This is a genomic window from Mesorhizobium sp. AR02 (assembly GCF_024746835.1).
In the GTDB taxonomy this organism is placed as follows: domain Bacteria; phylum Pseudomonadota; class Alphaproteobacteria; order Rhizobiales; family Rhizobiaceae; genus Mesorhizobium.
In genome coordinates, this window is record NZ_CP080531.1 from 4370530 (window position 1) to 4388919 (window position 18390).

Annotated in this window: 17 protein-coding genes; 4 read left to right on the forward strand and 13 right to left on the reverse strand. The window is 63.6% G+C overall.

The window, feature by feature from the left end:
* Positions 1 to 3 precede the first annotated feature (3 nt).
* From DBIPINDM_RS25255 to DBIPINDM_RS25290, 8 genes are all read right to left on the reverse strand, one after another.
* A complete protein-coding gene (locus DBIPINDM_RS25255) occupies positions 4 to 2682 on the reverse strand; it encodes a nitrate reductase (RefSeq protein ID WP_258581757.1) in 2679 nt (892 codons plus the stop codon).
* A 2-nt stretch (positions 2683 to 2684) separates the two neighbouring features.
* The gene (gene nirD / locus DBIPINDM_RS25260) at positions 2685 to 3014 is read right to left on the reverse strand and encodes a nitrite reductase small subunit NirD (protein ID WP_258581758.1); all 330 of its coding nucleotides are present in this window, start codon (positions 3012 to 3014) and stop codon (positions 2685 to 2687) included.
* 5 nt (positions 3015 to 3019) lie between these two features.
* Positions 3020 to 5470, reverse strand: a complete 2451-nt coding sequence (gene nirB, locus DBIPINDM_RS25265) for a nitrite reductase large subunit NirB (protein ID WP_258581759.1) — start codon at positions 5468 to 5470, stop codon at positions 3020 to 3022.
* An 8-nt stretch (positions 5471 to 5478) separates the two neighbouring features.
* Positions 5479 to 6720, reverse strand: a complete 1242-nt coding sequence (locus DBIPINDM_RS25270; RefSeq protein WP_416361789.1) for an MFS transporter — start codon at positions 6718 to 6720, stop codon at positions 5479 to 5481.
* A gap of 116 nt (positions 6721 to 6836) precedes the next feature.
* Entirely contained in the window at positions 6837 to 7028 is a 192-nt protein-coding gene (locus DBIPINDM_RS25275) for a twin-arginine translocation signal domain-containing protein (protein WP_258581760.1), read from the reverse strand.
* A gap of 398 nt (positions 7029 to 7426) precedes the next feature.
* A complete protein-coding gene (locus DBIPINDM_RS25280; protein ID WP_258581761.1) occupies positions 7427 to 8224 on the reverse strand; it encodes an ABC transporter ATP-binding protein in 798 nt (265 codons plus the stop codon).
* A 10-nt stretch (positions 8225 to 8234) separates the two neighbouring features.
* Positions 8235 to 9125, reverse strand: coding sequence for a nitrate ABC transporter permease (ntrB, locus tag DBIPINDM_RS25285; protein WP_258581762.1), 891 nt, complete (start codon positions 9123 to 9125; stop codon positions 8235 to 8237).
* 51 nt (positions 9126 to 9176) lie between these two features.
* Complete coding sequence (locus DBIPINDM_RS25290) at positions 9177 to 10493, reverse strand: CmpA/NrtA family ABC transporter substrate-binding protein (RefSeq protein WP_258581763.1); 1317 nt, start codon at positions 10491 to 10493, stop codon at positions 9177 to 9179.
* Between DBIPINDM_RS25290 and DBIPINDM_RS25295 the strand changes: the two genes are divergently transcribed.
* Entirely contained in the window at positions 10480 to 10608 is a 129-nt protein-coding gene (locus DBIPINDM_RS25295; protein WP_258581764.1) for a hypothetical protein, read from the forward strand. The genes DBIPINDM_RS25290 and DBIPINDM_RS25295 overlap by 14 nt on opposite strands.
* 242 nt (positions 10609 to 10850) lie before the next feature.
* On the opposite strand, the gene DBIPINDM_RS25300 is transcribed toward DBIPINDM_RS25295, so the two are convergent.
* The 5 genes from DBIPINDM_RS25300 to DBIPINDM_RS25320 form a co-directional block, all read right to left on the reverse strand.
* The gene (locus DBIPINDM_RS25300) at positions 10851 to 12089 is read right to left on the reverse strand and encodes a CmpA/NrtA family ABC transporter substrate-binding protein (protein WP_258581765.1); all 1239 of its coding nucleotides are present in this window, start codon (positions 12087 to 12089) and stop codon (positions 10851 to 10853) included.
* Positions 12086 to 12688, reverse strand: a complete 603-nt coding sequence (locus DBIPINDM_RS25305) for an ANTAR domain-containing response regulator (protein ID WP_096449728.1) — start codon at positions 12686 to 12688, stop codon at positions 12086 to 12088. Before DBIPINDM_RS25305 ends, DBIPINDM_RS25300 begins: the two co-directional genes overlap by 4 nt.
* Before the next feature lie 153 nt (positions 12689 to 12841).
* Positions 12842 to 13168 carry a hypothetical protein gene (locus tag DBIPINDM_RS25310; RefSeq protein WP_258581766.1) on the reverse strand — a complete coding sequence of 109 codons (327 nt, stop codon included), beginning with the start codon at positions 13166 to 13168 and terminating at the stop codon, positions 12842 to 12844.
* 118 nt (positions 13169 to 13286) lie between these two features.
* Positions 13287 to 14087: an endonuclease/exonuclease/phosphatase family protein gene (locus DBIPINDM_RS25315; protein WP_416361708.1), complete on the reverse strand. Its 801-nt coding sequence runs from the start codon at positions 14085 to 14087 to the stop codon at positions 13287 to 13289.
* A gap of 149 nt (positions 14088 to 14236) precedes the next feature.
* Entirely contained in the window at positions 14237 to 15700 is a 1464-nt protein-coding gene (locus DBIPINDM_RS25320; protein WP_258581768.1) for a phospholipase D-like domain-containing protein, read from the reverse strand.
* A gap of 315 nt (positions 15701 to 16015) precedes the next feature.
* On the opposite strand from DBIPINDM_RS25320, the gene DBIPINDM_RS25325 reads away from it, so the two are divergent.
* From DBIPINDM_RS25325 to DBIPINDM_RS25335, 3 genes are all read left to right on the forward strand, one after another.
* The gene (locus tag DBIPINDM_RS25325; RefSeq protein ID WP_258581769.1) at positions 16016 to 16210 is read left to right on the forward strand and encodes a hypothetical protein; all 195 of its coding nucleotides are present in this window, start codon (positions 16016 to 16018) and stop codon (positions 16208 to 16210) included.
* Positions 16211 to 16567: 357 nt separating this feature from the next.
* Complete coding sequence (locus DBIPINDM_RS25330; RefSeq protein WP_258581770.1) at positions 16568 to 17485, forward strand: helix-turn-helix transcriptional regulator; 918 nt, start codon at positions 16568 to 16570, stop codon at positions 17483 to 17485.
* A gap of 194 nt (positions 17486 to 17679) precedes the next feature.
* Positions 17680 to 18198, forward strand: a complete 519-nt coding sequence (locus tag DBIPINDM_RS25335) for an AraC family transcriptional regulator (RefSeq protein WP_258581771.1) — start codon at positions 17680 to 17682, stop codon at positions 18196 to 18198.
* Positions 18199 to 18390: the final 192 nt, after the last annotated feature.

Here is an 18390-nt window from a genome sequence, read left to right on the forward strand (position 1 = left end):
TGCTTACTCGGCCGCCTGAACGCGGTTGGCCAGGATGAGGGCGCGGATCTCGGACCGGCAGGAGCCGCAATTGGTGCCGGCCTTCAGGGCGCCGCCGATGGCCTCGACGGTGGTGCAGCCGGCCGCCACCGCGGCCACGATCTGGTTGGCTCCGACGTTGAAACAGGAGCACACGGTCGCGCCCGCGTCGGGCCGTTCGGCACCGGCGCGGCCGGCGACGATGCGGAAGCGCTCGCGCTGGCTGGCGTGGACCGCTTCGAGCTGTTCGGTCGCCCAGCCGCGCGACACCGCGACCGGGCCGGGCGCGACGAACAAGGCGCCGACAAGGCGCTCGCCATCGAAGGCGGCGATGCGGTGCTGGCCGGCGTCGCGGTCGTGATAGGCGAGTATTTCGGCCGGGGAGGCATCGAAGAGCGAGCCGGCAAGGGCTGTCCAGTCGGCGGCGTCGTCGGCAAAGGCAAGTTCGACGCGCCATCCGCCCTTGCAGCGGGCTGCTGCCCAATAGTCGGCGGTGATCGCTTCGGGACGTTGCCGCGTCACGGCAAAACCAAAGACCTTGGCGGCAAATTTCTCGATGCGGGCCGCGACATGTTTTAGCGCCGGCTGGCCTGAGATTGGGTCAGTGAGCGGCGCGGTGAGCACGTCGAGTCGCCCCCTGGCGGCGAACTGATCGGTCCAGTGCATCGGCGCGAAGACGCTGCCCCGGCGCTGGCGGGGCGTGATCAGGGCGCGGACCAGCACGTCACCGCGCGGTGTGGAGATGCGCACGATGTCGGCATCGCCGATGCCGTGGTGCTGTGCATCCGCCGGGTGGATTTCGACGAAGGGCTCGGCGATGTGCTGGGACAGCCGCGGGCTTTTGCCGGTGCGCGTCATGGTGTGCCAGTGGTCGCGGATCCGGCCGGTGTTCAGGATGAGCGGGAAGTCGGGGCTGGTGCGGTTTTCCGTGGTGGCGCGGATGGCGATGAAGCGCGCCTTGCGGTCGGGGGTGTAGAAATTGCCGTTGGCGAAGAAGCGGGTGGGTTGGTGCTCCGCCGCGCCTCCTCCTGGGCTCGGCGCTGGCCATTGGAATGGAGCCAGCGCGTCGTATTCCTCCCCATCGACCCCACCATAAATCCCAATATCGAAATCGCGCGCACCATCATTTTCAAACCCGGACAGTGTCGCGTGCTCGCCAAAAACTTCCGCCGGCGTCTCATGCCCAAACGCCTCGCCAAAACCCATCCGCCGCGCCACTTCGGCGACAATCCACCAGTCGGGCCGCGCCTCACCGGGCAGGCCCAGGAAGGCACGTTGGCGCGAGATGCGGCGCTCGGAATTGGTGACGGTGCCGTCCTTCTCGCCCCAGGCAGCGGCGGGCAGCCGGACATGGGCGTGACGGACGGTGTCGGTGTTGGCCAGCACGTCCGAGACCACGACGAACGGACAGGCCTTGATCGCCGCTTCGACGGCGTCGGCATCCGGCATCGAATCGACCGGGTTGGTGGCCATGATCCACAGCGCCTTGATGCGCCCGTCGGCCACGGCCTGAAACATCTCGACCGCCTTCAGGCCGGGCTTCTGCGTGACATCAGGCGCATTCCAGAAGCGCTGCACGCGGTCGCGATGGTCGGGGTTTTCGATCTCCATATGGGCGGCGAGCATGTTGGCCATGCCGCCGACCTCGCGGCCGCCCATGGCGTTGGGCTGGCCGGTCACCGAGAACGGGCCGGCTCCCGGCTTGCCGATCCGGCCGGTGGCAAGATGGCAGTTGATGATGGCGTTGACCTTGTCTGTGCCGGAAGACGACTGGTTCACGCCCTGGCTGTAGACGGTCACGGTCTTCGCGGTCGCGGCAAACAGGCTGTAGAAGCGGCCAAGTTCGTCCTCGCTGAGGCCCGTGGCCGCGGCAACGCCGGCAAGATCGAGCGCCGAGGCGGCGAAAAGCGCTTGCCCGAAGCCGGTCGTGTGCGCCGTGATATAGGCGCGGTCGAGCGCGTTGTGCTGGCCGAGCCAGGCGAGCAGGCCGGTGAACAGAGCGACATCGCCATCCGGCGCGATCGCCAGGTGCATGTCGGCGATATCAGCGGTCATGGTGCGGCGCGGGTCGATCAGCACGATCTTCATCTCAGGCCGCTTTTCCCGGGCCGCCGCGATGCGCTGATAGAGCACGGGGTGGCACCAGGCGAGGTTGGAGCCGACCAGCACGATGAGATCGGCGCGTTCCAGATCCTCGTAGGTTCCCGGCACCGTGTCGGAGCCGAAGGCGCGGCGGTGGCCGGCGACGGACGAGGCCATGCAAAGGCGAGAATTGGTGTCGATGTTGCCCGAGCCGATGAAGCCCTTCATCAGCTTGTTGGCGAGATAATAATCCTCGGTCAGCAACTGGCCCGAGACATAGAAGGCGACCGCATCCGGTCCGTGCTCGGCGATGGTTTGCGAAAAGGTCGAGGCGACAAGGTCGAGCGCTTCGTCCCAGCCTGTCCGGCGGCCGTGGATTTCGGGATAGAGCAGCCTGCCGTCGAGATCGATGGTCTCGGCCAGTGCCGAGCCCTTGGAGCAGAGCCGGCCGAAATTCGCGGGATGATCGGGGTCGCCGCGGACGGACACTTGCCCGTCCGCGGCGACCTTCGCCAGCACGCCGCAGCCCACCCCGCAATAGGGGCAGGTGGTCCTCACCTCGCGTGCTGCGTCGATCTCCATGGTCAGGCAGCGCGGCTGGCCAGCGCTTCCAGCGCCAGGAACAAGCGCTCGCCTTCGACCTTGACCGGGATGGTGCGCGCCACGCCCTCGTCGGCGCCGAGCGCCTTGCCTGTCTCGAGCGAGATCACCCAATTGTGCAGGGGACAGGTCACCGCCGTGCCGTGGACGATGCCCTGGCTTAGCGGCCCACCCTTGTGCGGACAGTGGTCGTCGATGGCGTAGACCTGGTCGTCCTGGGTGCGGAAGACGGCGACCTTGCCTTGCGGTGTGGCGACACAGCGCGCGCCACGGCGGGGGATGTCGGTGAGGGCGCCGATTGCGATCCAGTTCATCTCCATCACTCCGCCGCCTCTGCAAACCCGACCGAAGCCATCGGCCGGAATTCGTGCTTGTCCTTGCCGGAGACGCGCTCCGACCATGGGTCGACCTGGGCGAATTTCTGAGAAAAGACGAAGCGGTCGTAGTAGGCCTTGCGCTTGCTCGTATCGTCCATGATCTGGCGCTTGATCTCCGGTATGCCGATGCGCTTGGCCCATTTGTAGATGCGCTCGAGATAGCGGCCCTGCTCGCGGTACATCTGCGTCAGCGCCACGATATGTTCGAGCGCCTCGTCTTCCGTCTTCACAAGGCCGAGCACTTCGGTGCCCTTGATGTCGAGGCCGGCGGCACCGGCGAAATGGATCTCGTAGCCGCTATCGACGCAGATGACGCCGACATCCTTGCAGGTCGCCTCGGCGCAGTTCCTCGGACAGCCCGACACCGCCATCTTGACCTTGGCCGGGGTCCACGAGCCCCACATGAATTTTTCGATGCGGATGCCCAGCCCCGTCGAATCCTGTGTGCCGAAGCGGCACCAGTCGGAGCCGACGCAGGTCTTCACCGTGCGCAAGCCTTTGGCATAGGCATGGCCGGAGACGAAGCCGGCCTGGCCGAGATCGGCCCACACCGCCGGCAGGTCTTCCTTGCGGATGCCCAGCATGTCGATGCGCTGGCCGCCGGTGACCTTGACCATCGGGATCTCGAACTTGTCGACGACATCGGCGATGGCGCGCAGTTCGGCGGCATTGGTCACCCCGCCCCACATGCGCGGCACCACCGAATAGGTGCCGTCCTTCTGGATGTTGGCGTGGACGCGCTCGTTGATGAAGCGCGACTGGTAGTCGTCGGCGTAGTCGTCCGGCCAGTCGCAGACGAGATAGTAGTTGAGCGCCGGCCGGCATTTGGCGCAGCCGCAGGAGGTCGTCCATTCCAGCTCCTGCATGACGGCGGGAATGGTCTTCAGACGCTTGGCGATGATCAGCCGGCGCACTTCGTCATGGCCGAGCGTCGTGCAGCCGCACATCGGCTGGACCGCGGCTGGGTTGTATTTGTCGCCGATGGTCAGGACCATCAGTTTTTCGACCAGTCCGGTGCAGGAACCGCAGGAGGCTGACGCCTTGGTGTGGGCGCGCACATCGTCGAGCGAGGTCAGGCCCTTGGCCGTGATCGCGCCTGTGATCTTGCCCTTGCAGACGCCGTTGCAGCCGCAGATTTCCGCATCATCCGGCAAGGCTGCAACGGCCGCCATAGGGTCCAGCGGGGCACCCCCCTGGTAGGACTGGCCGAAGATGAGCGTGTCGCGCATTTCGGATATGTCGGTCTGCTTTTTCTTCAGGTCGTTGAACCAGGCGCCATCCGCCGTCTCGCCATAGAGCACGGTGCCGATGATGCGGTCGTCCTTGAGCACCAGGCGCTTGTAGACGCCGGCCGCCGCATCGCGCAGCACGATCTCCTGGCGGTCCTCGCCCTCGGCGAAGTCGCCGAGCGAAAACAGGTCGATGCCGGTGACCTTGAGCTTGGTCGGCGTGTCCATATGGACGAAGGCGGCAGCCTCGCTGCCGGCGAGCTGGTGGGCGGCGACCCGTGCCATCTCGTAGAGCGGCGCGACGAGCCCGTAGACCATGCCGTTGACCTCGGCGCATTCGCCGAGCGCGTAGATGTCGGGATCGTTGCTGCGCATGCCGGCGTCGACGACGATGCCTCTGTTGACGGCGATGCCCGCTTCTTTCGCCAGTGCCGAATTCGGCCTGATGCCGACGGCCATGACCACCAGCGTCGCCGGAATGATGGTGCCGTCGGCGAGTTCTACCTGCTCGACCTTGCCGTTGCCCGTGATCGCCTGCGTGTTGGCCTTGGTGATGACCTTGATGCCGCGTTGTTCGACGGCGCGCTGCAAGAGATAGCCGGCGGCCGGATCGAGCTGGCGCTCCATCAGCGTCGGCATGACATGCAGCACGGTGACGTCCATGCCTTGCGCGTTGAGGCCGGCTGCCGCCTCCAGTCCAAGCAGGCCGCCGCCGATCACCACGGCCTTGGCGCGCGACTGGGCCGCCAGCATCATGGCCTGGACATCGTCGAGATCGCGATAGGTCAGCACGCCCGGCAGAGCATGGCCGGGCACTGGAATGATGAACGGCACCGAGCCGGTGGCGATGACGAGCTTGTCGTAAGGCTCGGTGACGCCGTGGTCGGAGGTGACGGTCTTCGCCTGCCGGTCGATGGCAACGATCTTGTGGCCCTTGTAGAGGGTGATGCCGTGCTTGATGTACCAGCCGTCACCATGGATGATGATCTCCTCATAATCCTTTTCGCCCGACAGCACCGGCGACAGCATGATGCGGTCGTAGTTCACACGCGGCTCGGCGTTGAAGATGGTGACCTGGTAGCGGCCGGGCGCCTTTTCCAGCAGATGCTCGAGCATGCGCCCTGGCGCCATGCCGTTGCCGATGATGACGAGTTTCTCTGTCATGTCCGGTCTCATTCAGCCGCGTAGGAAAGGGGTGAAGGTTCGGCGGATGCCGCGCGCTCCATGCGCCGGATGGAGACATGCATCCAGGCAAGGCAGGTGACGACGATGACGAAGAGCAGCATGAAGCAACTCGACCACACGCCGGTGAGGTCGTTGAGGGCGCCGAAGGCGATCGGCAGGATGAAGCCGCCGAGCCCGCCGATCATGCCCACCACACCACCGACGGCGCCGACGCTCTGCGGATAGTAGGCCGGGATGTGCTTGTAGACGGCGGCCTTGCCGAGGCTCATGAAAAAGCCGAGCACGCAGGCGACGGCGATGAAGGCGAGCGGGCCGATCTCGAAATGAAAGGCGATCGGCCCGCTAATGCCGCGCACGACGTAGTCTGCCGAGGGGAGAGACAGAACGAGAGTCGCGACGGCACTGACGGCGAACGTCGAATAGAGCACGGTCCGGGCGCCGATCCGGTCGGCAAGCACGCCGCCATAGGCGCGGAACACACTTGCGGGAATTGAATAGGCCGCGCCGATCATGCCGGCGGTCGCAAGTCCGAAGCCGTAGACGCCGATCAGGTAGCGCGGCAGCCACAGCGACAGCGCCACGAACGCGCCAAAGGCGAAGAAGTAGTAGAAGGCGAAGCGCCAGACCTGCACATTCTTGAGCGGCGCGAATTCCTGCCAGAAGCTTCTCGTGGGGGCTGCCTTGCCGGCGCGGCGCTCGCGGATGACCGGATCATCGCCGGTGGTGAACCAGAAGATGGCGGCCATGACGACGAGTGCCGCCGCCCAGATCAGAGCCACCGACTGCCAGCCCCAGGAGAGAAGCACGAAGGGCGCCAGGAATTTGGTGACCGCGGCCCCGACATTGCCGGCACCGAAGATACCGAGGGCCGTGCCCTGCTTGTCCGCCGGGAAGAAGCGCGAGACATAGGACACGCCGACAGCGAAGGAGCCGCCGGCGAGCCCGACGCCGAGCGCGGCAACCAGCATCTGTCCGTAGGTGTGCGCGAAAGCCAGCAGGAAGGTCGCAACCGCCGCCGCAAGCATGGTCGCGGTGTAGACCAGCCGTCCGCCAAAGCGGTCGGTCCAGACGCCGAGCACCATGCGTACGAGCGAACCGGTGAGGATCGGCGTGCCGACGAGCAGGCCGAACTGCGTCTCGTTCAGCCCGAGCTCCTGCTTTATGCGCACGCCGATGATTGAAAAGATCGTCCACACCGCGAAGCATACGGTGAAGGCGATGGTGGACATTACAAGCGCCTGCCGGGGAGCACTGTCCTGGCTGGGCGCGGCTGGGAGATTTGCGGTCAATGTCTGGCTCCGGTTTGCGGCGTGGGAGGCGCCGCGGATATTTTGTGGGTGAATGGTCAGCGGCGCGGCATCGATGGGTGCAACGAGACCGGGTTCGCGACCGTCAGGTCCTTGCTTTGGGTCTTGGCGCCGATCGGAAACAGCAGGAGCGCGGCGGTGAACAGTGCCGCCGTCAGCGCGCTGCTGGCCAGAAAATCGCGGCGCGTGAAGTCCGCGAGGGACGCGCCAGTTCCGATCCGTTTCGTCATCGTCGTCTCCGGTTGGGCGCCGCTTGGGCCAGCGCCGTCGATCGCGCAAAAAACAAAAAAGCCGCCGGCCAGGTCTTCGCGCGTCCGTCCATCCGGGATCGCGCATTGACCTGAGCGGCAGCTTTGCCTGTGGCGCCCGCCATTGGACGCCGTGTCACTTGGCCCTTGCGGACCTACATTCTGCAAAGCAGGAAGCGTGCCAATTCGCCAGCGCCCTAGATTATCGAATGAAATCAATGTGAACCGCAGCTGGGCGACTTTTGACCGAGCCCGGCAGCGGATCAAAGATTAGTCAGACTGCCTTGCACGGCAGCATAATATTTGTGCAGTGCGGTAGACTGCCTATTGCCGATGCAGCTTGCCAATTGCCGATGATTGCGCGTTTTTCGGTCATGATCTTACTCTGCGGCCGCGACGAAGCGGTGGCGCTCGTAGAGGAACTTCAGCACCGCCTCGCGGCAGCGCAGGAAGGTGCGGTCGGAGGAAAGCTCGACACGCCGGCGCGGTCGGGCCAGCGGCACGGCAAGCACCTCGCCGATGGTCGCGGCCGGGCCGTTGGTCATCATCACGATGCGGTCGGACAAGAGCACGGCCTCATCGACATCGTGGGTGATCATGATGGTCGTCGAGTCCAGCCTCGAATGGATGTCCATCACCGCGTCCTGCAGATGGGCGCGCGTCAGCGCGTCGAGCGCGCCGAACGGCTCGTCGAGCAGCAGGATCTTCGGCTCCATGGCCAGCGCGCGTGCGATGCCGACGCGCTGCTTCATGCCGCCGGAAATCTCGGCCGGGCGCTTGTCCCTGGCATGCGCCATCTGCACGAGGTCGAGATTGCGCATGATCCAGTCGTGCCGCTCCGCTCGGCTCTTGCTGCGGCCGAAGACCTTGGATACCGCGAGGTTGATGTTCTCGTAGACGGTGAGCCAAGGCAGCAGCGAGTGGTTCTGGAACACTACCGCGCGTTCGGGTCCGGGGCTGTCGACCTCCTTGTTTTCGAGCAGCACGGCGCCGGCGGATACATTGGTCAGGCCGGCGATCAGGTTGAGCAAGGTCGACTTGCCGCAGCCGGAATGGCCGATGATGGAGACGAATTCGCCCTTGTCGATGGTCAGCCTGATATCCCTCAGCACCTCGCTGACCTGGCCGCCACGAGCGAAGGATTTGTCGATATGATCGAGCTTCAGATAGGCCGTCATGGCGCTGTCCTCACTTTGCCGTTGTGCCGCGGGTGACGAAGGCGCCGACCGCCGCGACCAGACGGTCGAGGCAGAAGCCGGTGACGCCGATATAGGCGAGCGCGACGATGATGTCGGGCAGCCGCGACGAGTTCCACGCGTCCCAGATGAAGAAGCCGATGCCGACACCGCCGGTCAGCATCTCGGCGGCGACGATGGCGAGCCAGGACAGGCCGATGCCGATGCGCAGACCGGTGAAGATGTAGGGCGCGGCGGCCGGCACCATGATCTTGACGAAGAATTCGAGCTGGTTGAGCCGCAGGATGCGCGCGACGTTGCGGTAGTCCTGCGGAATGTTGCGCACGCCGACGGCGGTGTTGATGATGATCGGCCAGATCGAGGTGATGAAGATCACGAACAGCGCCGACGGGCTGGAATCGCGGAAAGCCGCCAGCGACAGCGGCAGCCAGGCCAGCGGCGGCACCGTGCGCAGGATCTGGAACACCGGATCGAGGCCGCGCATCGCCCAGACCGACTGGCCGACCAGCGCGCCGAGGGCTACCCCGACCACCGCCGCCATGCCGAAGCCGATGGCGACGCGCTGCAGCGAGATAAGTACCCGCCACGCCAGCCCGATATCCTGCGGGCCGTTGTCGAAGAACGGATGCGCGATCAGGTCATAGGCCTCGTTCCACACCTGGCTCGGCGGCGGCAGGCTGGCGGTCGGTGACGAGCAGGCGACCTGCCAGACGACGAGCAGGACGAGGATGACGACGGCCGGCGGCACCAGCGCCGTCGCCAGTTTGCCGGCAATGGCGAGCGGGTCGATGCGGCGCCGGGCCTTGGCTGTGAAGGTGACCAGTTCGGCGGGCTTTGCCGGAAACGCCTTCACCTTGGTGTCCTCGATGGTTTGGATGGACATGTCTTGGAAAACTCCTGGGCGTTGGGCGACAACGCGCGAGCGCCGTTGCGCCTAAGCCGATGCCTTGATCTTGAGGCTGTCGAGGTAGGCGGACGGGTTGGCCGGATCGAAGACCTTGCCGTCGAAGAAGGTCTCGACGCCCCGCGACGAGGATGCCGGAATGTCGGTGGCCGCCACGCCGAGATCCTTGGCTGCCTCGCGCCACAGATCCTCGCGGTTGACCTGATCGACCAGCGCCTTGACGTCGGTGGTCGGTGCGAATTTGCCCCAGCGGATGTTCTCGGCGAGGAACCACGAATCATGGCTCTTGAACGGATAGGAGACGCCGCCCTTCCAGAACTTCATGTAGAGGTCGGTGCCCTTGGCGACGCGGCCATTGCCGTAGTTGATATCGCCCTTGAGGCGACCGATGATGTCAGCGACGGGCACGTTCATCCACTGCCGCTTGCCGATGATAGCGGCCATCTCGTCCTTGTTCTCCATGGTCTCGCACCACTGCTGGGCTTCCATGACGGCCATCAGGATCGCCTTGGTGGCGTTCGGGTTCTTCTCGATGAAGGCGGCGCGCAGGCCGAGCGCCTTTTCCGGATGGCCCTTCCACAATTCGCCCGTGGTGGCGGCGGTGAAGCCGACGCCCTGATGGACGAGTTGCTCGTTCCACGGCTCGCCGACGCAGAACACGTCCATGTTGCCGACCTTCATGTTGGCCACCATCTGCGGCGGTGGCACGACGATGGTCGAGACGTCCTTGTCGGGATCGATGCCGCCGGCGGCCAGCCAGTAGCGTATCCACAGGTCATGTGTGCCGCCCGGGAAGGTCATGGCGGCCTTCACTTCCTTGCCGGCGGCCTTCTTGGCGGCGAAGGCTTCCTTCAGCTTGGAGGCGTCGAGGCCGACGCCGGTGGCGGCGTATTCCTGAGCGACGGAAATTCCCTGGCAGTCGTAGTTCAGCCGCGCCACGATCGCCATCGGCATCGGCTGGTTGTTCTGCGTCACCTTACCTGTGTGCATGAGGTAGGGCAGCGGCGTCAGGATGTGGGCGCCGTCAATGCCGTTGGCCTCTCCGCCAAGCATCAGATTGTCGCGCGTGGCGCCCCAGGAGGCCTGCTTCAGCACCTCGACATCGGGCATGCCGTATTTGGCGAACAGGCCTTTCTCCTTGGCGATCATCAGGGGTGCGGCATCGGTCAGCGCGATGAAGCCGAGCTTGGCGCCGGTGACTTCCGGGGCGGCGGTCGCGGCATAGGCGCCAGAGGGGAGCAGCGCACGCGCGGCCGCCAGGGTTGCCGCGGTGGCAGCACTTGCCATCAGAAAATTGCGACGGGTCATGCCCTCAAGAGGGGCTTCAGTCTTGATGCGTTTCGTCATCGTCATCTCCCGTTGGGCACTGCTCGGGATCAGCGCCGTCGATTGCGTGTTCGGTCAAAACAAAAAAGCCGCCGGCCAGGCCGCGCGCGTCCGTCTATCCGGGATCGCGTGTTGACCTGAGCGGCAGCTTTGCCTGTAGCGCCCGCCATTGGACGCCTGTTACGTGACCCGAGAAGAGTCTGCCTATTGCAACGCAGGAACCGTGCCAGTTTCGGAATGGATGATAAATACCAATAAAATCAACGATATGGCACAGTATCGGCGCACAAGCCCGCAGGGCGGGCAAGCCAAAGATTGTTCATCAACGCAAGTGCACGCACAATTTTTGTGCAATGCACAAGAATGGCGCGGAAATGATCAGGCTTCCGCGCGGGCCGATTTCTGGGCGGCAATGTAGGCGTCGATCTCGTCGGGATCGAAGATCTGGCCGTCGAAGAAACCGTCGGGACCAAGCACCAGGCCGGCCCCGGTCGCGCCGACCGCGGTGGCGACCTTGAGCGCGCCCTCGACCTTCGCATTGGCGCCGGGAAGCGCGACACCCAGCGGCTTCAGTGCCGAACGGTAGAGGTCGGGCCGGTAGCATTCGCGTGCAATGGCGAGGTTTTCAGGCGTGTGCGCCACATGCCCCCAGCGGACCATCTGCGTGTAGAACCACAGCGCATGGCTCTTCCAGGGAAAGTTCGCCGCCTTGTCGAAGGGCAGGAAGAAGTCGTCGATATCTCGTTCCGCTCCGCCGCCCAATTGGAGATGGCCGGTCAGTATCGGCATCTGCACCGCGGGCGGCAGACCGAGGAAGCCGGGCCGCGCCATCACCGCTGCCAATTCGCCGTGGTTGGCCGGATCCTGGCACCAGCGTGCCGAGTGATGCAGCGCGCGCAGCAGTGCCGCCAGAGCCTCGGGATTCTCGTCCGCCCAGGCCTTGCGCACGCCGATCACCTTCTCCGGACTGTTCTTCCACAACAGTGCCTTGACGGTGACGATATGGCCGGTGCCGGCGGCGACCGCAGCGCTGTTCCAGGGTTCGCCGACGCAGTAGCCGTCGATGCGCCCAGCGGCCAATGCGTCGGCCATGAAGGGAGGTGGTACGATGACGATCTCGATTTCGCGCGACGGATCGATGCCGCAAGCGGCAAGCCAGTAGCGCAGTTCGTAATTGTGCCCGGAATGCGGATGCACGACGGCAAAGCGGAGCGGCTCGCGGCCAGCGGCCGCCCGTTCGCGGATGAATGCGCCAAGTGCCGTCCCGGCGCGTGCTGGATCGAGATCGGGTTCAGCGCCATGCGCCGCCATGCCGGCCCAGACGGCGTTGGAGATGGTGACGCAATTGCCGCCGAGCCCAAGCGAGAACGGCACGATGGTTTCGGAAGCGAGCGGCGTCAGCCCGAGATTGCAGGCGAGCGGCATGGGTCCCAGCATATGCGCAAGATCGAAGTGGCCGATGGCAATACGGTCGCGGATGTTGGCCCAGGATGTCTCGCGGTGCAGCGTGAGCTCGATGCCTTCGCGCGCGGCGAAGCCAAGCTCGCTTGCGGCGACCAGCACGGCGCTGTCGAAAAGCGGCATGAAGCCGGCGGTGATCTGGTGCTTCATGCTCATTCGTCCTCCGCCGGCCCCAGCAGTCCGGCGGCAGTCACCAGGCTCTGGGCGATATCGCTGATCTTGCGGTTCTGGTTCATCGCCGTCTTGCGCAGCAGCGTATAGGCGGCCTCTTCGGAGAGGCCGCGCGACTTCATCAATATGCCCTTGGCGCGGTCGATAACCTTGCGGCTCTCGAGCTCGCTGCGCGCCTCTTCCAGCTCGCGCGCCATGCGCGAGAAGGCATTGAAGCGGCTGACCGCCATGTCGAGGATCGGCTTGACGCGCTCTTGCCTGAGCCCATCGACGACATAGGCCGACACGCCGGCATCGACCGCGGCCTCGATCGAGGCCTGGTCCGAGCGGTCGACGAACATGGCGATCGGGCGCTTCACCGCACGCGACAGCTGGAACATGTTTTCGAGCATGTCGCGGTTGGGATTTTCGAGGTCGATGACGATGACGTCCGGCTCGATCTCGGCGATCCGCCGGGCAATACCGGTCACGTCATGGATGACGGTAACCTGTTGATGGCCAGCCTCGCGCAGGCCGGCCTCGATGATCGAGGCGCGGATGCGATTTTCATCGATCACCAGGACGGCTAGGGAGGATCGGACCATGCCGGCATTGTGGGCAAGGCCGCGAAATTGTGCAATGCGGCATAGCCACACCCGTTTGAAGGGGCGTGGCTATGCGCATCATCGCTTACCGCTGTGGATTGCGTCCTGTCGGAAGCGGATCATGTCGTCTTGCTGCAAAGACAGGATGCGGGTTCAGCCGCAGACGCGGACCTGCTCGATCACCCTGTGATGGTGGCGCCAGTGCTTGATGATCTCGATGTGGCAGTTGTGGTGCCGGTGGTGACGTCGATACTCGCCATTGTTGTTGTCGTATTGCACGTTCTGGTCGTCGCCATACTGGTTGTCGTAATTATGCCGGTGATGGCGGCGAACGACGATCTGGCCATTGTCGGATTGGTCGTCCGGTGAATACTGGTTGTTGTCGTCGGATTGGATGATCACGCTTGCGGCTTGTGTGGGCGCAATGACTGCGGCTGTGGCGGCCAATGCCACCATGGAAGCCAAGAATAACTTCTTCATGTTTTCGTCCTCCTTGAGTTACATCAACTCGCGGAATGGGTTAGCGTTCCAATACGCTTCGGTAAGCTTTTCACGGCCGTCGTGTTTGATCCGGCCATCAGCGGCCGGGGCGATGGCGCTACAAGCGAACGAAGGCCGTCAGCGGCAGATGGTCGGAGGCAACGCGCGAAAGCGGCGTATCATGCGCTTCCACCGCTGCAATCATGCCGTGGCGATTGGTCATGATCCGGTCGAGCGCCAAAAGCGGCAGGTTCGAGGGGAAGGTAGGGACTGCCGGTGGCTGCGGGCCGAACGTCGCATGCAGCGTGTTGAGTGTGGAGCGGTTGCCGAGCCGCCATTCGTTGAGGTCGCCAAGCAGGAGCGTCGGCTTCTCGTCGGCGCTGCTCATGATGTCCAGCACGACGCGGGCCTGCTGCGAGCGCGAGTGGCGCAGCAGGCCGAGATGGGCGGCGATGATGCGCAAGGTCCGGTTTCCGTCGAGGTCGATCTCCGCCACCACCGCGCCGCGCGGTTCCAGGCCCGGAAGCCTGATCTGATGCACGTCACGGACGACGCCCTTCTTGAACAGCAGGACATTGCCGTGCCAGCCATGGCCCTTGCCGGTGGCTGAAATCGGCACCGGCACCAGGCCGGTTTCGCGCTCGAGGCGGGGCAGGTCGAGAAGCCCGTCACGGTCGCCGAAACGGTTGTCCGCTTCCTGCAGGGCGATGACGTCGGGATCGATTTCGCGGATGACGCGGCTGGTGCGCTCTGGATCGAACTTGCGATCGACGCCGACGCATTTGTGGACGTTGTAGGAGGCAACCAGCGTTCCGGTGGTGGCGGTCGCCTTGTGCGCAGCCGCGTTTGCCTTCTGCATCCGCCTGTCGCGAATGGACAAAAGCATGGTTGCTGGGAGGCTGCGTCCGTTCATCCGCACAGTGTGCCTGCCATGCCTGCTGCTTCCACCATGCACCTCAAATAGAGTCTTTGCGCTTATGTTCCATGGCTGACACCAAACTATCCGTCAAACACGTCGTTTTGTTAAAGATGAGGGGCCTCTCTAAAGATTAAAGATGAGGGGCCTCTCTAAAGATAGGGCGAACCCAGCCACAGGATACGGTCGAACAGCCGGATGATAAACGGCCGGGCCCGCAAGGAGTCCAGCGTGACGGGGATAGCCGTTTCGATTGCCGAGCCAATGCGGGCTTCGATCTCGCGGGCAAAGCCTGCGTCGAGGACCTCCAGATCGATCTCGAAGTTCAACCGCAGCGACCGGGCGTCGAGGTTGGACGAGCCGACATAGGCCCAGACGCCGTCGATCGAAAGCAGCTTGGAATGGTCGAATGGGCCCTCCGTTCGCCATATGCGGCAATAATTCTTCAGGATCTGGTCGAATTGCGCGGTCATGGCGCGGTCGACAAGGAAGAGATTGTTGACTGCGGGCACCACGACATCGATCTCGACGCCGCGTCGGGCGGCGGTGATCAAGGCGCTGATCAGTTCCCGGTCCGGCAGGAAATAGGGCGACATCAGGCGGATCGACTTGCGCGCGACCGAGAAGGCGCCGATCAGCAGCTTGTGGTTGGTCTCGTTGCTGGCATCCGGCCCGGATGCGACCGCCCGCACCAGCATCGGCTGGCCGGCTGCCGGCGACAGCGGGGCAATTCGCCAGGCATCGCCTTTCAGCGCCTCGTTGGTGGCGAAACGCCAGTCTTCGGCGGCAACCGAGAACAGGTCGGCGACGATCGGGCCGGTGACCTTGAAATGCGTGTCCCTGGCGCTGACGGAGCCTGCGAACTCGGCGGAAAAACCCTTGCGGATGTTCATACCGCCGGTGAAGGCAACCGTGCCGTCGACCACCAGGATCTTCCGGTGGGTCCTGAGGTTGGCGTAGGGCAGGCGCAGGCCCATGACGATGTTGCCGTTGAAGACATCGGCGGTGATGTTGGCGCGGCGCAGATGGCCGAGGATGCTGGGGACGGAGTAACGGGCGCCGACGGCGTCGATCAGCACGCGAACGGTGACGCCGCGCCCGACAGCGCTGGCCAGCGATTCGACGAAAAGCAGGCCGACGGCGTCATTGTCGAAAATATAGGTCTCGAGCAGGACGCTGCGTTCGGCGCCATCGATCGCCGCGCACATGGCGGTATAGGCCTCGTCGCCGGTCTCCAGCACGTCGATGGCATTCCCCGGGTTGAGCGCGCGCCGCGCCACCCTGTCGCCCAACGTCCGCAGACCGGTGAAGCGTTGACCGTAGCGCTCGACGATCAGCGCCTCCTCGGCGGCGATGTCACGCTCATGCTTGGTGGCGGCCGCGTCGCCGGCAAGCGGGCGCTGTGCGGTGATGGTGGCGCGGCGAATGCGGTTGATGCCGGCCACGGCATAGATCAGCACGCCGAGGATCGGTGACAACACCATCACGCCGACCCAGCCGGTGGCGGCGCGCACATCCTCCTTGGTCATGACGGCGTGGGCGATGCCGACGGTCGCCATCACCACCGAGATGATCGCCAGGATTTGGGTCCAGTGAATCGCAATGGTCTCGAACATTGCCGGGACTATCGAGCGGGCGGTTGCAGAAGGCAATGCGGACGCGCCTTCGGCGGAAGGCGGTCGTGGTCGGGTCAGCGCTTCGGCTGAAGGTACCTATTCCAGAGCAGGATTGAGCCGATGTAATTTCCCTTGGATCCCGCCTGGAAAAGCCAACATGACCCTTAGGTAAAGCATAGAACCGGTGTGATCCGTCATCATTCGGTGCTGCTTTGATCCCCAGGGCTTCCTGTACTTTGGTGCCACATCTATTGTATATCAGGAGGAATGAAATTAGCGATGTAACACTTTGATCGCAGGCGAGGGGAGCGCCGAATGATGACATTCAACTTCGAGGGACCTCCTCTGGAGGGCGGCGATATATCGGCTCGATGCCAGGGCCAGTTGCGGCCTCTCGTCCGTGAAATCGTGCAGGCTGCGGTCGCTGCGGGCTGGAACCAGGACGACGTTCTCCTGGCTTTTGTGGAACTCACTTGGGATCTCTACGAAAAACGTCGCGGCGATTTGTAAGCCCGCCGCGATCCCTGCCGATTCCGTGCTGTGGCGGATTCAACGCGGAAACCAGGTCATAGACATGCCGAGCCGGACAGGTGCCGCTGCATCAGCACTCGATAAATAGTGCGAAAGCGCGTGACCGGTTTACACCGAATCCGACGAACCAAACGCTCGGATGGAGATGACCTCACCATTCGTGCAAAAAAGAATGCTCACGACCTTGCTTCGTTGGCGATATTTTTTCATTTTGTCCGAACACAAGTTTTTGTGTGAGTACGGATGTTCTTTCCTATTCGCGGCATGTGCGTTACTCTCGTTTTGGGCAGCGTGGGGCTATGGGGGATTTTCAGGCGGCGGCTTGAGGCGAGGCGAATGAAAAATGCGGACGAGGCTCGGGAAAGCGGCGTTTCCCGGGGCGTCGATCGGACAGCCCGATACGTCTTGGACATCATTCCAGAAAGTGCCGGCCCCAGACGCGCTACGGCGCGCGGCAGCGTCATCCATTCCGTCCGCGGTCCTGGGTCGCAGAAATTCCTGGCCAGGGAGCATTCCGCGGGAATTGTGCTGAGGCCAGGACGCAAGTTCAGAGCCTCGCTCGGCAGCGACAGGATCACCGAATACGATGCGCCGGTCGGATGCCTGGTCATCAATCCCGCGGGCGTCGACAGCACGCTTGCCTGGTCGCAGACCAGGGAAAACGCCGTCATTTCCATATCGCCAGAAGCGCTGTCGGAGTTGGCGGCTCATGAGTTCGATGTCACCGAGACAGAGCTCGAACCGCCTGCGTTCGGCACAGTCGATCTGAGGGCTCTCAACATAGCCCGGATGATCACTGCCGAACTGACCGGGAAGCTGCCTCCGAACGAACTTTATCTGGACTCGCTGCTGACGGTGTTCGGCGTGCATTTGCTGCGCACCTACACCAGCCGCAGCAGGCAGGCCGTGTCGCCCAAAGGCGGGCTCTCCGCCGTTGGCGCTCGACGCGTGCGCGAATATCTCGACGAGAACTTCGTGCGAAAAGTCATGGTCGCCGAACTCGCGTCGGTCGCAGGGGTTTCCCCCAATCATTTCATCGCAAGGTTCGCCAGGACGTTCGGGATGCCGCCGCATCGCTACCTTATCAATCTGCGCCTGGACTTGGCAGAAAAGCTGCTCGCCGATGGCGAGTTCGCGATCGCCGAAGTCGCCTACCTCGCCGGTTTTTCAGACCAAAGCCATCTGGCGGCCACCATGAAGAAGTACAGGGGACGAACGCCGACCAGGGCCGGCTCTGCTTCGGTCAAAACCTGAGAACTCAAGGTATGGCAAAGAGACCACACCCGCTGCTCAATGATCAAAGACCGGAATTTCCTACGAAGCTTCCGGAATTTTTCAAAATACGTCCGTCACGTACATGCCCAAACCTGCGTGGGAGTCATTCAGAATGCATGCGGCCTCGACATTGTCGCCATCTGGCCGGATCGATGAAATGAACGGGGCTGGCAATGCGGGCGTTCGATCAATCACGAATTGTTTTTCAGGGGAACAGGGAGAGCAGCCTCGGGTTGACTTCCGTCTGGGAAGCATCAGGAGGCCGAAACATGCGGCAGCGTGATGGTGGTTCCGCGGGATCGGCTTCCGAGGCGAATTCCGCGCAGCAGCCGGCGCTGAACGTAAAAGGCGGGCTTTCCGCCCGCAGCGCCCGCCGCGTGCAGGACTTCCTCGATGAGAACTTCACACGCAAGATAGCGCTTGCCGAGATGGCTGCGGTTTGCGGGCTTTCACCCTATCACTTCATGCGGGCCTTCTCCAGGACGTTTGGGGTGCCGCCGCATCAGTATGTCCTCGATCTGCGGCTGGACTTCGCCGAAAGGCTGCTTGCCGACAGCCGCATGGCGATCGCCGATATCGCCAATCTGGCCGGTTTTTCAAGCCAGAGCCATTTTACCACCGTCATGAAGAAATACCGGCAGGTGACGCCACTGCAGGCGCGGGTGGGCAAGCTTAACTCGAAGATTAGATGAGGCGGCGCTTGCGGCATTGTTTGATTACTTGGTTCTAAAGCGCTGGCTAAGGTAACGAGCCGTTAACCTCCGTCCAGTTGCTCCGTTTTTTTCTCACGACACAGCAATTTCGTGAAATACTGCAAGCAGGAATCATGTCTTCCTGCTGGGGATTGGAATTGTCAGACGATTCCATGCCGGCCAGCGGAGAGG